The organism is Stutzerimonas sp. 21-1, from assembly GCF_056336065.1.
In genome coordinates this window covers 3,803,804-3,821,766 of record NZ_CM150500.1, presented here as the reverse complement: position 1 = coordinate 3,821,766, position 17,963 = coordinate 3,803,804, and the positions used below count along the sequence as shown (strand labels likewise).

Annotated in this window: 20 protein-coding genes and 1 tRNA gene; 7 read left to right on the top strand and 14 right to left on the bottom strand. The window is 66.5% G+C overall.

Annotated elements, in window-relative coordinates:
• The first annotated feature begins 14 nt into the window (after positions 1-14).
• A complete protein-coding gene (locus AC0ZJQ_RS18310; RefSeq protein WP_476477070.1) occupies positions 15-371 on the top strand; it encodes a YciI family protein in 357 nt (118 codons plus the stop codon).
• 2 nt (positions 372-373) lie between these two features.
• Positions 374-1,624 carry an RNA polymerase sigma factor gene (locus AC0ZJQ_RS18305; protein WP_476477069.1) on the top strand — a complete coding sequence of 417 codons (1,251 nt, stop codon included), beginning with the start codon at positions 374-376 and terminating at the stop codon, positions 1,622-1,624.
• A gap of 22 nt (positions 1,625-1,646) precedes the next feature.
• Here AC0ZJQ_RS18305 and AC0ZJQ_RS18300 read toward each other — a convergent pair whose 3' ends face one another.
• The 14 genes from AC0ZJQ_RS18300 to AC0ZJQ_RS18235 all read right to left on the bottom strand — a co-directional run bounded on the left by AC0ZJQ_RS18300 (position 1,647) and on the right by AC0ZJQ_RS18235 (position 14,597).
• Positions 1,647-2,336 carry an ABC transporter permease gene (locus AC0ZJQ_RS18300; RefSeq protein WP_167134029.1) on the bottom strand — a complete coding sequence of 230 codons (690 nt, stop codon included), beginning with the start codon at positions 2,334-2,336 and terminating at the stop codon, positions 1,647-1,649.
• Positions 2,333-3,028, bottom strand: a complete 696-nt coding sequence (locus AC0ZJQ_RS18295) for an ABC transporter permease (protein WP_054093913.1) — start codon at positions 3,026-3,028, stop codon at positions 2,333-2,335. The genes AC0ZJQ_RS18300 and AC0ZJQ_RS18295 overlap by 4 nt, the downstream gene beginning before the upstream one ends.
• A 64-nt stretch (positions 3,029-3,092) precedes the next feature.
• Positions 3,093-3,848, bottom strand: coding sequence for an ABC transporter substrate-binding protein (locus AC0ZJQ_RS18290; RefSeq protein ID WP_043295181.1), 756 nt, complete (start codon positions 3,846-3,848; stop codon positions 3,093-3,095).
• 14 nt (positions 3,849-3,862) lie between these two features.
• Positions 3,863-4,636, bottom strand: coding sequence for an ABC transporter ATP-binding protein (locus AC0ZJQ_RS18285; protein WP_008569292.1), 774 nt, complete (start codon positions 4,634-4,636; stop codon positions 3,863-3,865).
• A 214-nt stretch (positions 4,637-4,850) separates the two neighbouring features.
• Entirely contained in the window at positions 4,851-5,645 is a 795-nt protein-coding gene (locus AC0ZJQ_RS18280; protein ID WP_476477068.1) for a substrate-binding periplasmic protein, read from the bottom strand.
• Positions 5,646-5,731: 86 nt separating this feature from the next.
• Positions 5,732-6,061 (bottom strand): DUF3325 family protein, encoded by a 330-nt coding sequence (locus tag AC0ZJQ_RS18275; RefSeq protein WP_165594341.1) that lies wholly within the window; start codon positions 6,059-6,061, stop codon positions 5,732-5,734.
• Entirely contained in the window at positions 6,054-7,589 is a 1,536-nt protein-coding gene (locus tag AC0ZJQ_RS18270) for a PepSY-associated TM helix domain-containing protein (RefSeq protein WP_476477067.1), read from the bottom strand. The genes AC0ZJQ_RS18275 and AC0ZJQ_RS18270 overlap by 8 nt, the downstream gene beginning before the upstream one ends.
• Positions 7,590-7,608: 19 nt before the next feature.
• Positions 7,609-7,932: a hypothetical protein gene (locus tag AC0ZJQ_RS18265; protein ID WP_167134039.1), complete on the bottom strand. Its 324-nt coding sequence runs from the start codon at positions 7,930-7,932 to the stop codon at positions 7,609-7,611.
• Positions 7,933-7,949: 17 nt separating this feature from the next.
• On the bottom strand, positions 7,950-10,082 hold the full coding sequence (locus AC0ZJQ_RS18260; protein WP_178091641.1) for a TonB-dependent receptor: 2,133 nt from the start codon (positions 10,080-10,082) through the stop codon (positions 7,950-7,952).
• Between the two features lie 254 nt (positions 10,083-10,336).
• Positions 10,337-10,412: transfer RNA gene (locus tag AC0ZJQ_RS18255), tRNA-Phe, on the bottom strand.
• 112 nt (positions 10,413-10,524) lie between these two features.
• Positions 10,525-10,797 (bottom strand): oxidative damage protection protein, encoded by a 273-nt coding sequence (locus AC0ZJQ_RS18250; protein ID WP_008569300.1) that lies wholly within the window; start codon positions 10,795-10,797, stop codon positions 10,525-10,527.
• Positions 10,794-11,861: an A/G-specific adenine glycosylase gene (gene mutY / locus AC0ZJQ_RS18245; RefSeq protein ID WP_165593875.1), complete on the bottom strand. Its 1,068-nt coding sequence runs from the start codon at positions 11,859-11,861 to the stop codon at positions 10,794-10,796. The genes AC0ZJQ_RS18250 and mutY overlap by 4 nt, the downstream gene beginning before the upstream one ends.
• Positions 11,858-14,080 (bottom strand): AsmA family protein, encoded by a 2,223-nt coding sequence (locus AC0ZJQ_RS18240; protein WP_476477066.1) that lies wholly within the window; start codon positions 14,078-14,080, stop codon positions 11,858-11,860. The genes mutY and AC0ZJQ_RS18240 overlap by 4 nt, the downstream gene beginning before the upstream one ends.
• Positions 14,081-14,198: 118 nt before the next feature.
• Positions 14,199-14,597 (bottom strand): acetyl-CoA sensor PanZ family protein, encoded by a 399-nt coding sequence (locus AC0ZJQ_RS18235; RefSeq protein WP_155550915.1) that lies wholly within the window; start codon positions 14,595-14,597, stop codon positions 14,199-14,201.
• A gap of 147 nt (positions 14,598-14,744) precedes the next feature.
• Between AC0ZJQ_RS18235 and hisB the strand changes: the two genes are divergently transcribed.
• The 5 genes from hisB (at position 14,745) to hisF (ending at position 17,882) form a co-directional block, all read left to right on the top strand.
• Positions 14,745-15,338 (top strand): imidazoleglycerol-phosphate dehydratase HisB, encoded by a 594-nt coding sequence (gene hisB, locus AC0ZJQ_RS18230; RefSeq protein ID WP_476477065.1) that lies wholly within the window; start codon positions 14,745-14,747, stop codon positions 15,336-15,338.
• A complete protein-coding gene (gene hisH / locus AC0ZJQ_RS18225) occupies positions 15,338-15,976 on the top strand; it encodes an imidazole glycerol phosphate synthase subunit HisH (RefSeq protein ID WP_008569305.1) in 639 nt (212 codons plus the stop codon). The genes hisB and hisH overlap by 1 nt, the downstream gene beginning before the upstream one ends.
• Positions 15,977-16,237: a DUF2164 domain-containing protein gene (locus tag AC0ZJQ_RS18220; RefSeq protein ID WP_165593871.1), complete on the top strand. Its 261-nt coding sequence runs from the start codon at positions 15,977-15,979 to the stop codon at positions 16,235-16,237. It abuts the gene before it with no gap.
• 35 nt (positions 16,238-16,272) lie between these two features.
• The gene (hisA, locus tag AC0ZJQ_RS18215; protein ID WP_314018192.1) at positions 16,273-17,016 is read left to right on the top strand and encodes a 1-(5-phosphoribosyl)-5-[(5-phosphoribosylamino)methylideneamino]imidazole-4-carboxamide isomerase; all 744 of its coding nucleotides are present in this window, start codon (positions 16,273-16,275) and stop codon (positions 17,014-17,016) included.
• Positions 17,017-17,111: 95 nt separating this feature from the next.
• On the top strand, positions 17,112-17,882 hold the full coding sequence (hisF, locus tag AC0ZJQ_RS18210) for an imidazole glycerol phosphate synthase subunit HisF (protein WP_008569309.1): 771 nt from the start codon (positions 17,112-17,114) through the stop codon (positions 17,880-17,882).
• The last annotated feature ends 81 nt before the right edge of the window (positions 17,883-17,963 follow it).

The window sequence follows — 17,963 nt, the reverse complement described above, 5'->3', positions numbered from 1 at the left end:
GCCGGAGAGCGACGATGAAATACCTGTGCCTGATCTATTACGCCGAACAGCGGGTCGACGAACTGAGCGATGAGCAGTGGCAGGCGCTGGTGGCACGCTGCATCGCCTGCGGTGAAGCGCTGCGCGCCAGCGGCCACATGCTGGCTGGCGAGCCGCTGCAGTCGGTCCGCACCGCCCGCACGGTGCGCGTGCGCGACGGTGTGACCACGGTGGTCGACGGTCCGTTTGCCGAGACGCGCGAGCAACTGGCCGGCTTCTACCTGATCGAAGCGGCCGATCAGCACGAAGCCGAGGCCATCGCTGCGCAGATCCCGCCGGCAAGCCTCGGCTGCGTCGAGGTACGCCCGCTGCGCCAGCTGCCGCAGCGCTGACCATGCGCGACGCCGAGGGCGGGCCGGCGGCGGTCGAGGCGATCTATCGCGCCGAGTCGCGACGGGTGCTGGCGACGCTGATCCGCCTGCTGGGCGATTTCGACCGCGCCGAGGAAGCCCTGCACGAGGCCTTCGCGGCGGCGGTGCAGCAGTGGCCGCGCGACGGTGTGCCGGCCAATCCGCGTGCCTGGCTGGTGTCGGCCGGGCGCTTCAAGGCCATCGACGCGCTGCGCCGCCGCTCACGTGACGATCAGGCGTTGCGATTGCTTGCCGTACAGCTGGAGGAGAGCGCCGATGTGGACGATCCCGATGCGCTGGAAGACGACCGCCTGCGGCTGATCTTCACCTGTTGCCATCCGGCGCTGCCCGCCGATGCGCGCGTCGCGCTGACCCTGCGCACGGTATGCGACCTCAGCACCGAGGAGATCGCCCGCGCCTTTCTGGTTCCGCCGGCCACCATCGCCCAGCGCATCGTGCGCGCCAAGGCGAAGATTCGCGATGCGCAGATTGCCTATCAGGTGCCGGAACGCACCGCCCTGGCCGAGCGCCTCGACAGTGTGCTGCAGGTGCTTTACCTGGTGTTCAACGAGGGCTATGCGGCGTCCACCGGAGCGCAGCTGACGCGCGCGGACCTGTGCCGCGAGGCGATTCGTCTCGGCCGACTGCTGGTCGAACTGCTGCCGGAAGCGGAAGTGTGCGGCCTGCTCGCGCTGATGCTCTTGCACGATGCGCGGCGGGCCGCGCGCACCGATGCGACGGGTGAGCTGGTGCGGCTTGACGAGCAGGATCGCCGCCTGTGGGATGCGGCGCAGATCGCTGAAGGCGCGCAGCTGGTGCAGCGATCATTGGCATCGCGGCGTCCGGGCTGTTACGGCCTGCAGGCGGCGATCGCGGCGCTGCATGCCGAGGCGCTGAACGCGGCGCAAACCGACTGGGCACAGATCGTCCGGCTGTATGACCTCTTGCTGCAGCTCAGCCCGTCACCGGTGATCGAGTTGAATCGTGCCGTGGCGCTGGCCATGCATCGCGGCCCGGCGGCGGGGTTGGCGCTGCTCGATGAGTTGCACGCGCGTGGGGCACTGCCCGACTACCACTTGCTGCATGCGGCACGCGCCGACCTGCTGTGCCGCCTCGGACGTTACGCCGAAGCCCGGCAGGCCTATCGCATGGCGCTGCAGGGCGTGCGGCTGGAGCCGGAGCGGCGTTTCCTGCTGCAACGGCTGGCCGCGCTGGAAAACACCGGCGGCGACTGAATCGCAGCGCCGCCCGGCAGGCTTAACGGCCCTGGCAGGCGTCGACGCGCAGCCAGCGTTCCAGCAGCTTGAAGCCCTGCATCAGCACGAAGGCGATCAGCAGATAGATCAGGCCGGCGGTGAGGAACATCTCCTCGTGCAGGTAGGTGCGCGCGGCGATCTTGCGCGCCATGCCGGTCAGCTCGAGCAGGGTGATGGTGCTGGCCAGCGCGCTGGCCTTGAGCATCAGGATCACTTCGTTGCTGTAGGCCGGCAGGCCGATGCGCGTGGCACGCGGCAGGATGATGTGCCACAGCGCCTGGCTGCGCGACATGCCCAGCGCGCGCGCCGCCTCGACCTCGCCCGGCGGCACGTTCTGGATCGCGCCGCGGATGATTTCGGCGATATAGGCGGCGGTGTGCAGCGTCATGGTGATGATCGCGCACCAGTACGGATCGCGCAGATACGGCCAGAGCGCACTCTGGCGCACCACGTCGAACTGCGCCGCGCCGTAATAGACCAGGAACAGCTGCACCAGCAGCGGCGTGCCGCGGAAGAAGAAGATGTAGCCATAGGGCAGGGCGCGCACCGCCAGGTGGCGCGACGAGCGGGCGATGCCCAGCGGCAGGGCGAGGACCAGCCCGGCGATGACCGACACGCCGACCAGTTGCAGGGTCAGCCAGGCTGCTTCCGCGAAGCTCGGCAGCCATTTGATGAAGACTTCCCAGCTCATGCGGCACTCCTGACGAAGCCGCGGCCGGCGCGTTTTTCCAGAAAATGCATGCCGATCATCGCGACGACGGTCAGGCACAGGTAGATGAAGGCGGCGACGAGGAAGAAGGTGAACGGCTCCTTGCTGGCGGTCACGGCGATCTGCGAGCGGCGCATGATTTCCTCCAGACCGATCACCGAGACCAGCGCGGTGTCCTTCATCAGGATCATGAACAGGTTGCCCAGCCCCGGCAGGGCCAGGCGCCACATCTGCGGCAGGATCAGGCGCAGGAAGATGCGCCGCTTGTCCAGGCCCAGCGCCAGTCCGGCCTCGCGATGGCCCTTGGGAATGGCCAGCAGCGCGCCGCGGAAGACTTCCGTGGCGTAGGCGCCGAAACACAGGCCGAGGGCGATGGTGCCGGCGGCGAACGGGCTGAGGGCGAGGTTCTCGATGCCGAACAGCTCGCCGATCCAGCGAATCAGGTTGATGGTGCCGAAGTAGATCAGCAGCACCCAGAGCAGCTCGGGCACGCCACGCACGATGGTCGAATAGGTGCCGCCGAGCCAGCGCAGCGCGCTGTAGGGCGAAGTCTTGGCGAGGGCGCCGAGCAGGCCGAGCACCAGCCCCAGCGCCAGGGAGGCGAGGGCCAGTTGGATGGTCATCCAGGTACCGGCGACGAGGGCCGGACCGAATCCGTGAAGGTCGGGAATCATATGGGCTCAAACACCGAAGCCCGGTCCGTCATGCGCATGACGTCCGGGCTTCGGTTCGGTTGGATCAGTAGATGCTGAACGGGAAATACTTGTCGTTGATCTGCTTGTAGGTGCCGTCGGCGATGATCTCGGCCAGCGCCTTGTTCAGCCGCTCGCGCAGTGCGTCGTTGTCCTTGCGCACGGCGATGGCGATCTTGTCGTCATCGAATACCGGCTCGCCCTTGAACTCGAAGTCCTTGCCGGCATCGCTCTTGAGCCATTCCCACTGCACGAAGGTGTCGGCGAGGATGCCGTCGACGCGACCCGAGGCGAGGTCGAGGTAGGCGTTTTCCTGAGTGTCGTAGAGCTTGATCTCGACCACGCCATCCATGTTGTCTTCCAGCCAGGTGCCGGCGATGGTGGCGCGCTGGGCACCGATCACCTTGCCGTCGAGGTAGTCCTTGTCGGTCTTGAAGTCCACCGACTTGGGCGCCACGAACTGCAGCTTGTTGGTGTAGTAATGGTCGGTGAAGTCGACGGCCTGCTTGCGCTCCTCGGTGACCGACATGGAAGCGGCGAGGAAGTCGAACTTGCCGGCGTTCAGCGCGGGAATGATGCCGTCCCAGTCGGAGGTGACCACTTCGCACTCGACCTTCATCTTGGCGCACAGCGCATGGGCGATGTCCAGGTCGAAGCCCACCGCCTGGCCGCTGGCGTCGATCAGGTTGAAGGGCGGGTAGGCGCCTTCGGTGCCGATGCGCAGTTTTTCCGCGGCGAATGCCTGGGTGCCGATGATCAGCGAGGCAGCGGCGGTCAGCAGGATCTTCTTATAGCTTTTCATGCGGTGTTGCTCCCTTAGCGATGGCTGGACATGAATTGTTTACAGCGCGTCGATTGCGGATTGTCAAATACCTGCTCGGGCGTGCCCTGCTCCTCGACCAGGCCCTGATGGAGGAAAACCACTTCGCTGGAGACCTGCTTGGCGAAATTCATCTCGTGGGTGACGAGCAGCATGGTGCGCCCTTCTTCGGCGAGCGAGCGGATAACGCTAAGCACTTCCTGGACCATTTCCGGGTCGAGCGCGGAGGTGGGCTCGTCGAACAGGATTACCTTCGGCTGCATCGCCAGGGTGCGGGCGATGGCCGCGCGCTGCTGCTGGCCGCCGGAAAGCTGGTTCGGATAGACGTGGCGCTTGTCGGCGATACCGACCTTGGCCAGCAGCGCCTCGGCCACCTCGGTGGCTTCGGCCTTGCTCTGGCCGAGCACCCGGCGCGGCGCCTCGATGATGTTGTCGAGGATGGTCATGTGCGGCCAGAGGTTGAAGTTCTGGAACACGAAACCCAGCTCGCTGCGGATGCGGTTGAGCTGCTTGCCATCGGCGGCGACCAGATCGCCCTGCTTGTCGCGCTTGAGCTTGAGTTGCTCGCCGGCGACCAGAATCTCGCCCTCGTGGGGGTTCTCCAGCAGGTTGATGCAGCGCAGGAAGGTCGACTTGCCGGAGCCCGAAGAGCCGAGGATGGAAATCACGTCGCCATCATGAGCGGTCAGCGAGATGCCTTTGAGCACTTCCAGATCGCCGTAGCGCTTGTGCAGGTTGCGGATTTCCAGTGCGGGGATGGCCTCGGCCATGCGGGAACCTCTTGCGGGCTGGCGGAAACCGCCAGGTCGGGGGGTATTCGGGATGATTGCGCTCCGGCCGGCTGCTCGCCCTCCTGGCGAGGCGCAAACCTAGCACGCACCGGGGCATGCGCCAAGCGCGAAGAATGGCCAACTGGCCGGCTATGCGGGCGTAAAAGTGTCCATTTGCCTGCATCGCCGTGCTGTGGCGTTGCCGCGGGTCGCTTCAGAACGCCGCTTCGAGCTGGTAGCGACGCAGGATCGCCGGCACCGTGCCGTCGGCGATGAGCGCCTCGAGCTGCGCCTCGAAGGCTTCGAACTGCGCCGTGCTGACCCGCTGGCGGGACAGGCCGATGCCGTAGGACACCGGCTGCAGCTCGCCGACCTCGCGCACCTGATCGAGCCGTTCGGTTTCGATCAGGTGCCAGGCCACGTCCTGATTGAGCACCGCCAGCCCCTGACTGCCGAAACGTCCGGCTTCGAGCATGCGCAACAGGCGGCGGTTGTCCGCGACCAGCCGGATCGAGACGCCGGGCACTTGCTGCAGGCGCTCGCGCAGGGCGAACGAGGTACCTGAGGGGCCATAGACGCCGATGGTCTTGCCGGCCATGTCCTGCGGCTGGTGGTAGACGAACGTGCTGGAGCGGGGAGCGTACACGCTGTAGCGCGAGGTGGTGAGCATGCGCGTGATATGGAAGGCGTGCTCGCGGCGCGGCGAGTGGATCACCGTGAAGATGCCGTCCACCTTGCCCTCTTCGGCCAGCGCCAGCGCGCGGCGCCACGGGTATACGCTGATCGGGCAATCGCGGTGCAGCCGCGCGCAGACGGCCTGGACGATGTCGACGAACGGACCGGCCGCCGCCACGCCGCCAGTGTCGGCCGAGGCCGCGGGCTGCCCGACGGATGCGGCAGGGTAGGTGAACGGCGGAAAGTCCTCGGTGACGAATTCCCAGGCGCCGGCCGGATTCGTCAGCACGATCAGCGCTAGCGCGCACAGCGATTTCGTGGGGGATGACGGCAAGGTGCGCTCCTGCTTGCACAACGGACTGCGGGTGCCGGGGCGGCAACGAGGCGATGAAGGCATTCCGCCCGGCTCGCTGCAGCAGCCTAGCGCAGTTCGTTGGCGTCGGCATGCTCGGCGCGTGTTCGCAGCAGCCAGCGCAGCCAGTGTGGCCTCCAGCTCAGCGTCTGGGCTACGCAGAACGCCGCCGCGCTCAGCAGGAGCAGCCAGAGCAGGGCGCCAAAACCGCCGCCTTCGGCCACCAGCAGCAGCGCCAGACTGCTGCCCAGCAGCGTTGCGCTGAACACCCGCGTGCCGCGCACAGCCGAGGCGCCGGGCGCGACCGCCTGCCGGTGTACCGCTTGCGCCAGCGCCAGCCGGGCGAAGGCCAGATAGGCGAGCAGGAACGCCAGCAGCGCCGGCCAGAGATCAGCCAATCACCCGCTCCTTGTGCGTGGGCTGCGCGGCCCGTTGCAGACGCCGTGCAGCGAGCAGACAGAGCCCTGCCAGCGCCAGCAGCATCAGGTCCATACCGGCGATCGCCGTCTGGCCGCTGCTCAGGCTGCGCAGCAGGTGGTCGCCGGTGGTCAGTCCGTTCAGCAGCACCGCCAATAGCGCCAAAGCTGCGGCCAGCTGCAACTGCTCGCCCCAGGCCCGCGCCGGCCGCCACGCGGCATGCGCCAGGGACAGCAGCCAGGCACCGAAGAACGCCTGGACTTCCAGCGTCGCGCGGCGCGGCGGCGCAGCAATATCCACCGGCAGCAGGCGATTGGCGACGAAGAAGGCCAGCGTGGCGATCACCAGCCCGACGCAGGCAGCGACGGTGAGCGCCTCGACCAGCCGCGCGCCGCTGCGTCCCTGGCGCGCGTGGCGGGCGCGCCGGGCACCGGCCCAGAACAGCAGGCCGCTGCCGATCAGCAGGCAGCCGCCGAGGCCACCGGCGAAATACAGCCAGCGCAGCGTCCAGTGCTCGAACTGGACGAAATGCAGGCCGGTGAGAAAGCGCTGCACGCCCACCACCGGCGGCGTGCGGTGCTGTTGCAGCAGCGCGCCGGTGACGCCGTCGAAGATCAGCCGATCGACGTTCATGCTCACCTCGCGGGCGAACGAGCGGCGGATCTCGACGAACGCGGCGCGATCGCCCGGATGCCAGACGCGCAGCTGGTAGGCCGCGCCGGGCTGACCGTCCTGCTCCCAGCGCTGCGCGGCCTGGCGCAGCATGGCATCCAGCGAACCCAGCGGCGCCGCCACGCCGCTGGCCGGGCGCGCATAGGCGCCGAGCGCCTCGGCCTGCAGCTGTGCGCGGTCCTCGGGGTAGAGGCTCTGCACGACGCCGGGAAAGTAGATCAGGCAGAAGATCGCCAGCCCGGACAGGCTGATGAGGAAGTGGAACGGCAGCACCAGCACGCCGGTGAGGTTGTGCAAATCGAGCAGGCTGCGCTGCAGGCGCTTGCGTGGCCGGAAGGTGAAGAACTCGGCGATCAGCTTGCGATGCGCTACCACGCCGGAGACCAGCAGCATCAGCATGCCCATGCCCGCCGCGCCCACCAGCCAGTAGCCGAGGTCGCGCCAGCGCAGATGCAGGCTGAAGTGGAACGGGAAGAGGAAGCGCGTACCTGCCCAGCTGCCCTCGTCGGGCAGCAGCGCGCCGGTGCGCGGATCGAGATGCCGACGTACCGGCCCCTGCACGGGGTCCTGGTAGTCCAGCTGCAGCGTCGGCGTGCGCGCCGTCGGCAGGCTGAGGGTCCATGCCGGTGCGGTGGCGATCAGCGATGCGGCCTCGCCGTGCAGCAGACGATCCAGTGACAGCGCCACCGGTGGCGCGGGCAGGCGGGTTGCCGGCTGCATCCAGCGGTCGATCTCACGGTCGAACAGCGACAGCGAGCCGGTCCAGAAGATCGCCAGCAGCACGCCGCCGAGCAGCACGCCGGCCCAGCTGTGCAGCCAGGTCATGGATTGACGCACGTCGCCGCTCCCTGCCATTTCAGCCACCACCCGCACGCGCCACGTTCAGCAGCGCCTGCAGCAGCAGGCCGGCGCCGGTGCCGCCCAGCAACAGCGCGTACAGGCGCCGCAACCGCGGCTCGCAGAAGCTCCACAGCAACAGCGCCAGGTACAGCGGCAGGGCGAGCAGGCTGCCCAGGTACACCGCCTCGCTGCGCGGCATACCGAGCAACGTGGCGAACAGCGCTGCAGCGGTGGTCAGCGCAACGGTGCATGTATAGCCACCGCCGAGCGCCGCGCACAGGCGCAGCAGCAGGCGCGCGCGCGGGTGGTCGCCGGTCTTGGCCTGGCGGCTGGCGTTCATCGGGCAGCCCCGCGCAATCAGAAGCTGACCTGATAACCGAGCATGAGCGTGCGCCCGCGACCGTTGAATACGCGGCCGTTACGGGTCACGTCCGAGCCGGTGTTGGCTGCCTGCGAGTAGTAGGTCAGGTAGTCGCGATCGAGCAGGTTTTCGATGCCGAGGCTGACCTCGCCGACCGGCAGGCGATAGCCAACGGACGCATCCACCAGCGTGTAGCCGTCGAAATTCAGTCCGGCCTGGTCGAACCCACGGCTGGCGTAGTGGTTGGCCTGCAGCAGGCTGTGCAGCCGGTCGTTCCAGTTGGCCTGCCAGCTGAGGCCGTAGCGATCCGGCGAGATGTTGGCGCCATCCAGATCGGTATCGACATCGCCGTCGCCATCGGTATCGGACTGGCCGTTGACCTGCGCGTAGGTGAGGGTCATGCGGTGGGCGTCGTTGATCTGCCAGCCGCCGGTGAACTCGATGCCGTCGATCTCGGTGCGTTCGCGGCGAATCTGGTAGACGCCGCCGACGCTGTCCAGGCGCGAGCCAAGATCGGCGTCCGATTCGTAGTAACTGATTTCGGCATCGAACGGGCCGTGCTTCAGGCGCAAACCGATCTCGCGGTTCTCGGTAACGATCGGCTGCAGGTCGAGGAAATTGTCCACGCGCGTGCCCGGTGTGCCGATGCCACGCAGTACGCGGCCGACATCCGGCATGCCGAAGCCCTCGGAATAGTTACCGAACAACTGCGCCCAGTCGTTCATCTGCCAGACCAGGCCGGCGTTGTAGAGCGTTTCCTCGAAGTTCGGCTGGCCGCCTTCGACATCCACGCCGCCCAGCGCCGGGTTGGTCGAGGCGATGGTGCGGAAGCTGTCGACCTCGAGCTCGGCGAACTCGTGGCGCACGCCGGTGAACAAGGTCAGTTGTTCCAGGAGGCGAACTTCCGCCTGCAGGAAGGGTGCGTAGTTGCGGAACACCGTCTCCGGCACCCACTCGCGGTCGGTGAGGATCAACTGCTGGCTGGTGGTGTCCTGCAGCACGTCGAGGCCGCCGGTTAGCTTGAGGTGATTGTCCAGCAGGCCGTCGCGGCTCAGGGTCAGCTTGCCACCGTACTTGTCCGACTCGTTCTGCGACTGGTCGAACAGCGTGCCGGCCGGGGCGATGCTGGTGTCCTGGAAGGTGCCGTTGTAACCACCGCCGAAACGGCCGCGAAAGCGCTGCGAGTATAGCTGCAGGCCGAGTTCGTTGCCGTAGAGGTCGGCGTGTTTGTAGGACAGGCTGGTCGCCAGCACCTCGTTCTGCGGCGCCTTGCCCAGCGGGTCGCCCTTGCGCGAAGTGGCCGGAATGCCGGCATTGGCATTGCCCGGAACGTTGACGTACTCGTGTTCGCCCTCGACCTGGTAGCGGTTGACCATCAGGCCGATGTTCTGGTTGTCATCCAGCCAGTAGCCGAGCTTGAGCAGCAGGTCGTGGCTGGTCGAATCCATCACGTCGCCCTGGGTATCGTCGACGCCGATCAGGTCGCCGTTGGCGTCGTAGAACATGCCCTGGCTCTGCCAGCTGGCGGAGGCCAGGTAGTCGAAGTTGCCCTGCGTGCCCTCCACGCGGTAGTCGAGCTTGTGCCCCAGACCCTCGGACTGGTAATCGGTGGGCGCGGTGAAACTGATGCCCGCGTGCTGGCGCAGCGTGCCGCTGGCTGGTCGCCGCGTGACGTAGTTGATGATCCCGCCGGTGGCGCCGAGGCCGTGCTCGGCACTGGCGCCGTGAATCACTTCGATGCGTTCGACCATCGACAGATCGATGACATAACCGTCGCGCTGGCTGTCGCGCAGCGGCGTGGACTGCGGTACGCCATCGATGAGGATCAGCGCCGAGCGGCCGCGGAAGGTTTCGCCGGCGCTGCTCATCTTCTGCCGGCTGGGCGAGTAGGAGGGAATCAGATTGCTCAGCACGGCGCCGTGGTCGGAGGTGATCGCCAGCTGCTGCTCGATCTGCTCACGGCTGATCACGGTGATCTTCTGCGGCGTCTTGCCGGCTTCGCTGCGCGCCCGCGTCGCGCTGATGGTGATCGCTTCGAGCTCGGTTGCCTCTTCGGCAACAGCCGGCAACGAGCAGAGCGACAGGCTCGCAAGCGAGATGGACAGGCACAGACAGGATTGGCGATACACGAAGGGGACGCTCCCGATGTTGGTGTTGTGGGCGAGATCGGGGCGGGAATTTAAATCAAATGCAAATCAATGTCATTAACATACGTTTACATTTCGCATTTCTGTGTTGCGGCAAGACCGCGGCGGAGCCGCTTACGGTGCAGAACGGCGAAGCGGCGGAGGAAGAGGCATAAATCGCGGGCAACAAAAAACCCGCACTAGGCGGGTTTCTTGTGGGCTTTCGGGTGATGCTGGCACCACCTGAAAACGAAAGGTGGTGCCCAGGGACGGAATCGAACCGCCGACACGGGGATTTTCAATCCCCTGCTCTACCGACTGAGCTACCTGGGCAACGGGGCGCTATTAGACGGATTTGGCTTTTGCCTGTCAAGCGCGCCCAGGAAAAAATTTAACCTGGACGGGCGCTTAGCGTCGCGATGCATGGATTGGCGGTTGCGCCGGGTTATTCGCTCGGGGGCACGTAGCCTTCGGCCTTGGCGTAATCCTCGCCAGAGAAGAACTTGTCCATCTCGCCCTGGAGGAACTTGCGGTCTTCGGCGTTCATCATGTTCAGCCGGCGCTCGTTGATCAGCATGGTCTGGTGTTTCTGCCAGTCGTCCCAGGCTTTGCGGGAGATGTTGTTGTAGATCTCCTCGCCCTTGGCGCCCGGATACGGCGGACGGTCGAGGCCGGGAAGTTCTTGCTGGTACTTGCGGCACATCACGGTGCGGGTCATGGCATTTCTCCTGCGTTCAATTCGGCGCTGGCGCGCTTGAGCAGTTTCTTCACCGGCGCGGCGAGGCCGACGCGTGGCGGGGTGGCGAGGTTATACCAGAGCCAGTCGGCCTCGGCCACGGCGCTGGCGGCGGACTTGACCTCGATCAGCCAGGGCTCGATGGCGAGCTGGAAGTGGCTGAACGTGTGCGTCAGCCCGGGCAGCTCGCGACGCTCGCCGAGCTGCAATGCGTGACGTTCGGCCAGTGTGTCGAGAGCGGCCAGACCGTCCAGCTCCGGCAGGCTCCAGAGGCCACCCCAGAGTCCGCTTGGCGGACGCCGGTAGAGCAGAATCGCACCCTCGCGGCTGGCCAGCAGCGGCATCAGGGTGCGCTTCTGCGGCAGCGCCTTGCGCGGCTTGGGCACCGGGAAGGCGGTTTCGCGTCCGAGCAGGTGGGCGCGACAGCCGTCCTTCAGCGGACAGAGCAGGCAGCTCGGCTTGCTGCGGGTGCACAGCGTGGCACCGAGGTCCATCATCGCCTGGGTGTAGTGGTTGACCCGTTGCTGCGGGGTGAAGCGCTCGGCGACTTCCCACAGCTGGCGCGCGACCTTCGGCTCGCCCGGATAACCGTCCTGGGCGACATAGCGCGCCAGCACGCGCTTGACGTTGCCGTCGAGGATCGGCGCGCGCAGGCCCAGGCTGATGCTGGCGATGGCGCCGGCGGTGGAACGTCCTATGCCGGGGAGTTCGGCGAGCTGGTCGACATCGGCCGGAAATACGCCGCCATACTCGGCAACGATGAGTTTCGCGGTCTTGTGCAGATTGCGTGCGCGGCTGTAGTAGCCGAGGCCGGTCCACAGGTGCAGCACCTCGTCCTCGCCGGCCGCGGCCAGCGCCTCGACGGTAGGCAGCGCTTCCATGAAGCGGTCGAAGTAGCCGAGCACGGTGCTGACCTGGGTCTGCTGCAGCATGATCTCCGACACCCACACCCGGTAGGGCGTGATGCCCTGCTGCCAGGGCAGGTCCTTGCGGCCGTGGCGGTCGAACCAGTCGAGGACCGCCGCGCCGAACTGCTCGGGACTCATCGCTTGAACAGGCCCTTGAGCGCGTCCTTGAGTTCTGGGCTGACCTTATCGCCGAGCTTCTCTTCGATCTTCTCGTTGAGCTTCTCGCCGGCCAGCTTGCCGGCGACCTTGCCCAGCGCGTCCTTGTCGAAGCGACAGGCCTTGGCGCCCAACTCCAGCGGGCCGCGGCAGCGCAGCGGCCACTCGATGCCGACGTAGCGCTCGTTGACCTGGCAGGCGGGGTCCGGCATGGCGCCCTTGTCGCCCTCGACGAGGATGCCGACGCGGTAGTCCATGCCCAGCACGCGCAGGTCGACATCGCCGTTGCCGTTGACGGTCAGGCCGGGAATGCTGGCCTTGAGGTCGGGGTTGCTGGCGACGCCGTCGCGTACGCTGAGGTTGCCGCGCAGCTCGCGGAACGGCGTGTCCTTGCTGCGCGGTTCGCTGGTCAACGGCTTGCGGTTGAGTGTGGCGATGGCGCGGCACAGCTGCTGCTCGAGGTTGGCATCGACCAGCACGCCGTTGTCGACGAGGAAGCCGGCCTTGCCGTTGAGGTTGTCGATCCAGTCCTTCTGGCTGTTGCCCTGGGTGCGCAGGTCGCTGTCGAGGGTGAGCTGGCCCTTGAGCGTGACTTTCTCGCCCTGGCTTTCCAGCAGGCGCTCGACCGGTATGCTGCTGAGCTGCATCTGCATGCTCAGTTGCGCAAGCGCCGGACGGACATCAAGGCTCGCCGCGCTTTCCACCCGGCCGCCGAATAGATTTCCGCGCAGCGTCTGCATGTCGAGCAGGCCGCCCTTGCCGCGCGCCTTGAGCACAAAGTTCTCCAGCGGCAGCTTGCGCAGCGTGAGGCTGCCGACGCTGAGGTCGAGGTTGCCGTCCAGGCTGCGCAGACGCTCGATCGGCAGCAGCTTTTCACTGCTCCAGGCGTGCTGGGTCGGTTTGTCCGGCAGCGGCGTGGTGCCGTTGCCAAGCGCCGCGGCCTCGCTGGCCTTCACTTCGCCCTGGCGCGCGGCGTCCTGTGCGGTTTCCTTGGCGACGGGCGGCAGGTAGCGGTCGAGATCAAGGCGATCGCCCTTGAGCTCCGCACGCAGGGCCTGGCGCGCGAAGTCGCTGATGCCGAGGGTGCCGGTGAAGGTACTGTCGTCCAGTTTCAGGGTGGCTTCTTCGAGGATCAGGCTGTTCTGGCTGCCGGTCAGGCGGCTCATCAGCTCGATCTTGCTCAGTGCGCCGCTATCGGCCGTGACCGGCAGCGGCTGGCCGATGCCTTCGAGGAACTGGCGCAGGTTGAATTGCGCCACCGTCAGCGCGCCGCCGAGCTTGGGCTGGTCCTCCAGGTCGCGCACCTTCAGTTCGCCGAGTCCGCGCAGCTCGTTGGCGGTGAACTTGAGGCCGTTCCATTCGGCAACCTGCGCGGCGCGGTCGACCAGCAGCTGGCCCTGGGCGCTGAAGTTCAGGGTCTTGCCCTGCAGCGGCTCGCCCGAGGCTTCGCCGCTCAGACGCAGGTCTTCGAGCTGGTAACGCTTGAGCTGGCTGTCGAAGCGCAATGCGCCCTGCAGTTCGGTGCGGGCGCGCATCACCGGCTTGTTGCTGCCGAAGAACGCGTTGAGCTTGAGCGGGATGGCACTGCCTTCGCGGATCGCGCCGGTGCTCAGCTCGATGCTTTCGGCGCTGTATTGCTGGCCGCTGCGGGCATCCTGATAGGTGACCCGGGCGTCGCTGACGGTGAGGCTGTCGATATCCAGCTTGAGCGGTTTGCCGCTTTTGCCCGGAGCGGCCTCGGCCGGTTCGGCTGGCGTCGCGACGGCCGGCGCCGGCTGTGTTTCGGCGGGCTGAGCGGGCGGCTGGCCGATACCTTCCCAGTTGCCGCGGCCCTGCTGGTCGCGGCTCAGGGTCAGGTTGAGGCCGTTGACGGTGATGTCGCTCATCTGCACTTCGCGCTGCAGCAGCGGCAGCACGCGCACCGAGAGGCCGAGCATGCGCAGGTCGGCAAGCGGCTGGTCGGGCGTCTGTGTGCTCGCCAGCGTGGTTTCGTGCAGCTCCAGGCCGAGCCAGGGAAACAGGCTCCAGCCGATGTCGCCGTTGATGGTGAGTTCCAGGCCGGCCTTGTCGCGTGCCAGCTGGCGGATTTCGTCCTTGTAGTCGTTGGGATCGAACAGGTGGGTCAGGGCGAACCCTGCCGCCACGAGGATCAGCAACAGCCCGAGAATGACCAGACCCAGGATTTTGCCGAGCGATTTCATGGACCAATCCTTGTGTTAGAGCGTTCTGAAAAGAGGCGAAGTATAGCCCTGTGCCAGCGCCATGATCGGCGCACGGTCGGCTTTGGAGTGGCTGATCGGGAGCGGGTTCCGCGTCCGCTCAGAGCGGGTCCAGCGGCAAGTGCAGACGCGCCGCCAGTGCGCTGGCCTCCAGGTGGCCGGCGGGCGCCGCCAGGTGCAGTGGCTTGCCGGCTTGCGCTGCCAGGCGCTGGGTTTCTTCCAGCAGCCGGCGGCCGACGCCGCGCTGGCGGGTGAGCTTGCGCACGCACAGGTGCGACAGGCGCCAGACGCTGTCGCCACGCTGCAGCACGGCGGCGCCGAGCAGGCGATCGTTGAAGCGCCCGGCGATCAGGCTGCCGTCGGCCAGCGCCGACTCGATCAGCGCTTCGGCACTGGCATGGGGGGTGAGCAGCCAGGCGGGGGCGTCGGCGTAGATCTTCGCCAGGTCGCTGCGATCCTGCGGGCTGGGTTGGGTAACGGTTTCGACGTAGACGGGCATGTTGACCTGACGACTGCTGGCGGAGTGGCGCCAAGCATACCGCCGAAGGCACCGGGCCGCACGGCGCGCGGGCGGCGGCGTATCCCCGCTGCGACATTTGGGCCTATAATGCAGCCCTTTTCGCCCCACGATCAGCGGAGCTGTTGGATGTCCGAACGTACGGCTTGCGTAGAGCGCAACACCCTGGAAACCCAGGTCAAGGTCACCATCAATATGGATGGCACCGGCAAGGCGCGCTTCGCCATCGGCGTGCCTTTCCTGGAGCACATGCTCGACCAGATCGCCCGCCACGGGCTGATCGACCTCGACATCGAATGCAACGGTGATCTGCACATCGACGACCACCACACCGTCGAGGACGTCGGTATCACCCTCGGCCAGGCCTTCGCCAAGGCGGTCGGCGACAAGAAGGGCATGACCCGCTACGGGCATTCCTACGTGCCGCTGGACGAGGCGCTGTCGCGCGTGGTGATTGACTTCTCCGGGCGCCCGGGGCTGACCATGAACGTGCCCTACACCCGCGCGGTGGTCGGCAAGTTCGATGTCGATCTGTTCCAGGAATTCTTCCAGGGCTTCGTCAACCACGCGCTGGTGACGCTGCATATCGACAACCTGCGTGGGAGCAACACCCACCACCAGATCGAGACGGTGTTCAAGGCCTTCGGCCGCGCGCTGCGCATGGCCCTGACCCTGGACGAGCGCATGGCCGGGCAGATGCCGTCGACCAAGGGATGCCTGTGATGCAGACCGTCGCCGTCATCGACTACGGCATGGGCAACCTGCACTCGGTGGCCAAGGCGCTGGAACATGTCGGCGCTGGCCGCGTGCTGATCACCAGCGACGCGCAGGTCATTCGTGAAGCCGACCGCGTGGTGTTCCCCGGCGTCGGCGCAATCCGCGATTGCATGGCCGAGATTCGCCGGCTGGGCTTCGACGAGCTGGTCCGCGAGGTCAGCCAGGATCGCCCGTTCCTCGGCATCTGCGTCGGCATGCAGGCGCTGATGGAGCGCAGCGAGGAGAACGACGGCGTCGACTGCATCGGCCTGTTCCCCGGCCAGGTGCGCTTCTTCGGCAAGGACCTGCACGAGGATGGCGAGCACCTGAAGGTGCCGCACATGGGCTGGAACGAGGTCAAGCAGGTCGTCGACCATCCGCTCTGGCACAACATTCCGGACAATGGCCGCTTCTACTTCGTGCACAGCTACTACATCGAGGCCGGCAACCCGCGCCAGGTGGTCGGTCGCGGCCACTACGGCAAGGACTTCGCCGCTGCGCTGGCCGACGGTTCGCGCTTCGCCGTGCAGTTCCACCCGGAGAAGAGCCACACCCACGGCCTGCAGCTGCTGCAGAACTTTGCCGCCTGGGATGGCCGCTGGTAAATGAGCCGGACCAAGGGCAAGCCACCGATCCTTGCGCTGGACAGTGCGCAGGAGCAGGTGGCGCAACGGATCCTCAAGGAGTTTCTCGCCGAACGCTTCGAGCTGGAGCTGGGATCGTTCGAAGTGCAGGAAATCCTCGATCTGTTCGCCCGCGAAATCGCTCCGCACTACTACAACAAGGCGATCTTCGACGTGCAGAGCCACCTGAAGGAACGGTTCGAGAGCATCGAAAGTGACTTGTGGGCGCTCGAGAAGAGCTGACCCTTAACCGACACTGATTTGAACAGGTTCAAGCCATGCTGATTATCCCCGCTATCGATCTGAAGGACGGTGCCTGCGTGCGCCTGCGCCAGGGCCTGATGGACGACGCCACGGTGTTCTCCGATGACCCGGTGGCCATGGCTGCCAAGTGGGTACAGGCTGGCTGCCGCCGTCTGCATCTGGTCGACCTCAACGGCGCCTTCGAAGGCCAGCCGGTCAACGGCGAAGTGGTCACCGCCATCGCCAGGCGCTACCCCGAGCTGCCGATCCAGATCGGTGGCGGCATCCGCACCCTGGAAACCATCGAGCACTACGTGCGCGCCGGCGTCAGCTACGTGATCATCGGCACCAAGGCAGTCAAGCAGCCGGAGTTCGTCAGCGAGGCGTGTAAGGCCTTCCCGGGCAAGGTGATCGTCGGGCTGGATGCCAAGGACGGCTTCGTCGCCACCGATGGCTGGGCGGAAGTCTCCAGTGTGCAGGCCACCGATCTGGCCCGCCGCTTCGAGGCCGATGGCGTCTCGGCGATCGTCTACACCGACATCGCCAAGGACGGCATGATGCAGGGCTGCAATGTCGAGGCCACCGTGGCCCTGGCCAATGCCAGCCGCATCCCGGTGATTGCCTCCGGCGGTATTCACAACATCGGTGACATCCAGAAGCTGCTCGACACCCGCAACCCGGGCATCATCGGCGCCATCACCGGCCGCGCCATCTACGAAGGCACGCTGGATGTCGCCGAGGCGCAGGCGCTCTGCGACCTGAAGACCAAGGACGAATAAGCAGTAGGGTGGACAACGCTGCGCTTGTCCACCATGCGTCCGGTGACCCGGTGGACAACGCTGCACGGTTGTCCACCCTACGAGAGAGATCGACCATGGCCCTGGCCAAACGCATCATTCCCTGCCTCGACGTCGACAACGGCCGCGTGGTCAAGGGCGTCCAGTTCGAGAACATCCGCGACGCCGGCGACCCGGTGGAGATCGCGCGCCGCTACGATGAGCAGGGCGCCGACGAGATTACCTTCCTCGACATCACCGCCAGCGTCGACAACCGCGACACCACCCTGCACACCGTCGAGCGCATGGCCAGCCAGGTGTTCATCCCGCTGACCGTGGGTGGTGGCGTGCGTACCGTGCAGGACATCCGCAATCTGCTCAACGCCGGTGCCGACAAGGTTTCGATCAACACCGCCGCGGTGTTCAACCCGGACTTCGTCGGCGAGGCGGCGGACCGTTTCGGCTCGCAGTGTATCGTCGTTGCCATCGACGCGAAGAAGGTCTCCGCGCCGGGCGAGCCCGGTCGTTGGGAGATTTTCACCCACGGCGGACGCAAGCCCACCGGGCTGGACGCGGTGGAATGGGCGAAAAAGATGGAAGCCCTGGGCGCCGGCGAGATCCTGCTCACCAGCATGGACCAGGACGGCGTCAAGAGCGGCTACGACCTGGGCGTCACCCGCGCCATCAGCGAGGCGCTGTGTATCCCGGTGATCGCCTCCGGCGGCGTCGGCAACCTGCAGCACTTGGCCGACGGCATCCTCGAAGGCAAGGCCGATGCGGTGCTCGCCGCCAGCATCTTCCACTTCGGCGAGTACACCATCCCGGAAGCCAAGGCCTACCTGGCGGCGCGCGGCATCGTGATGCGCTGACCGCGGCGTGCTGCGGAGCGAAAGGCCTCGCTCTCGATTCATGGACACGTCCGCGGTGATGCGGATAAGCACAAAAAAAGA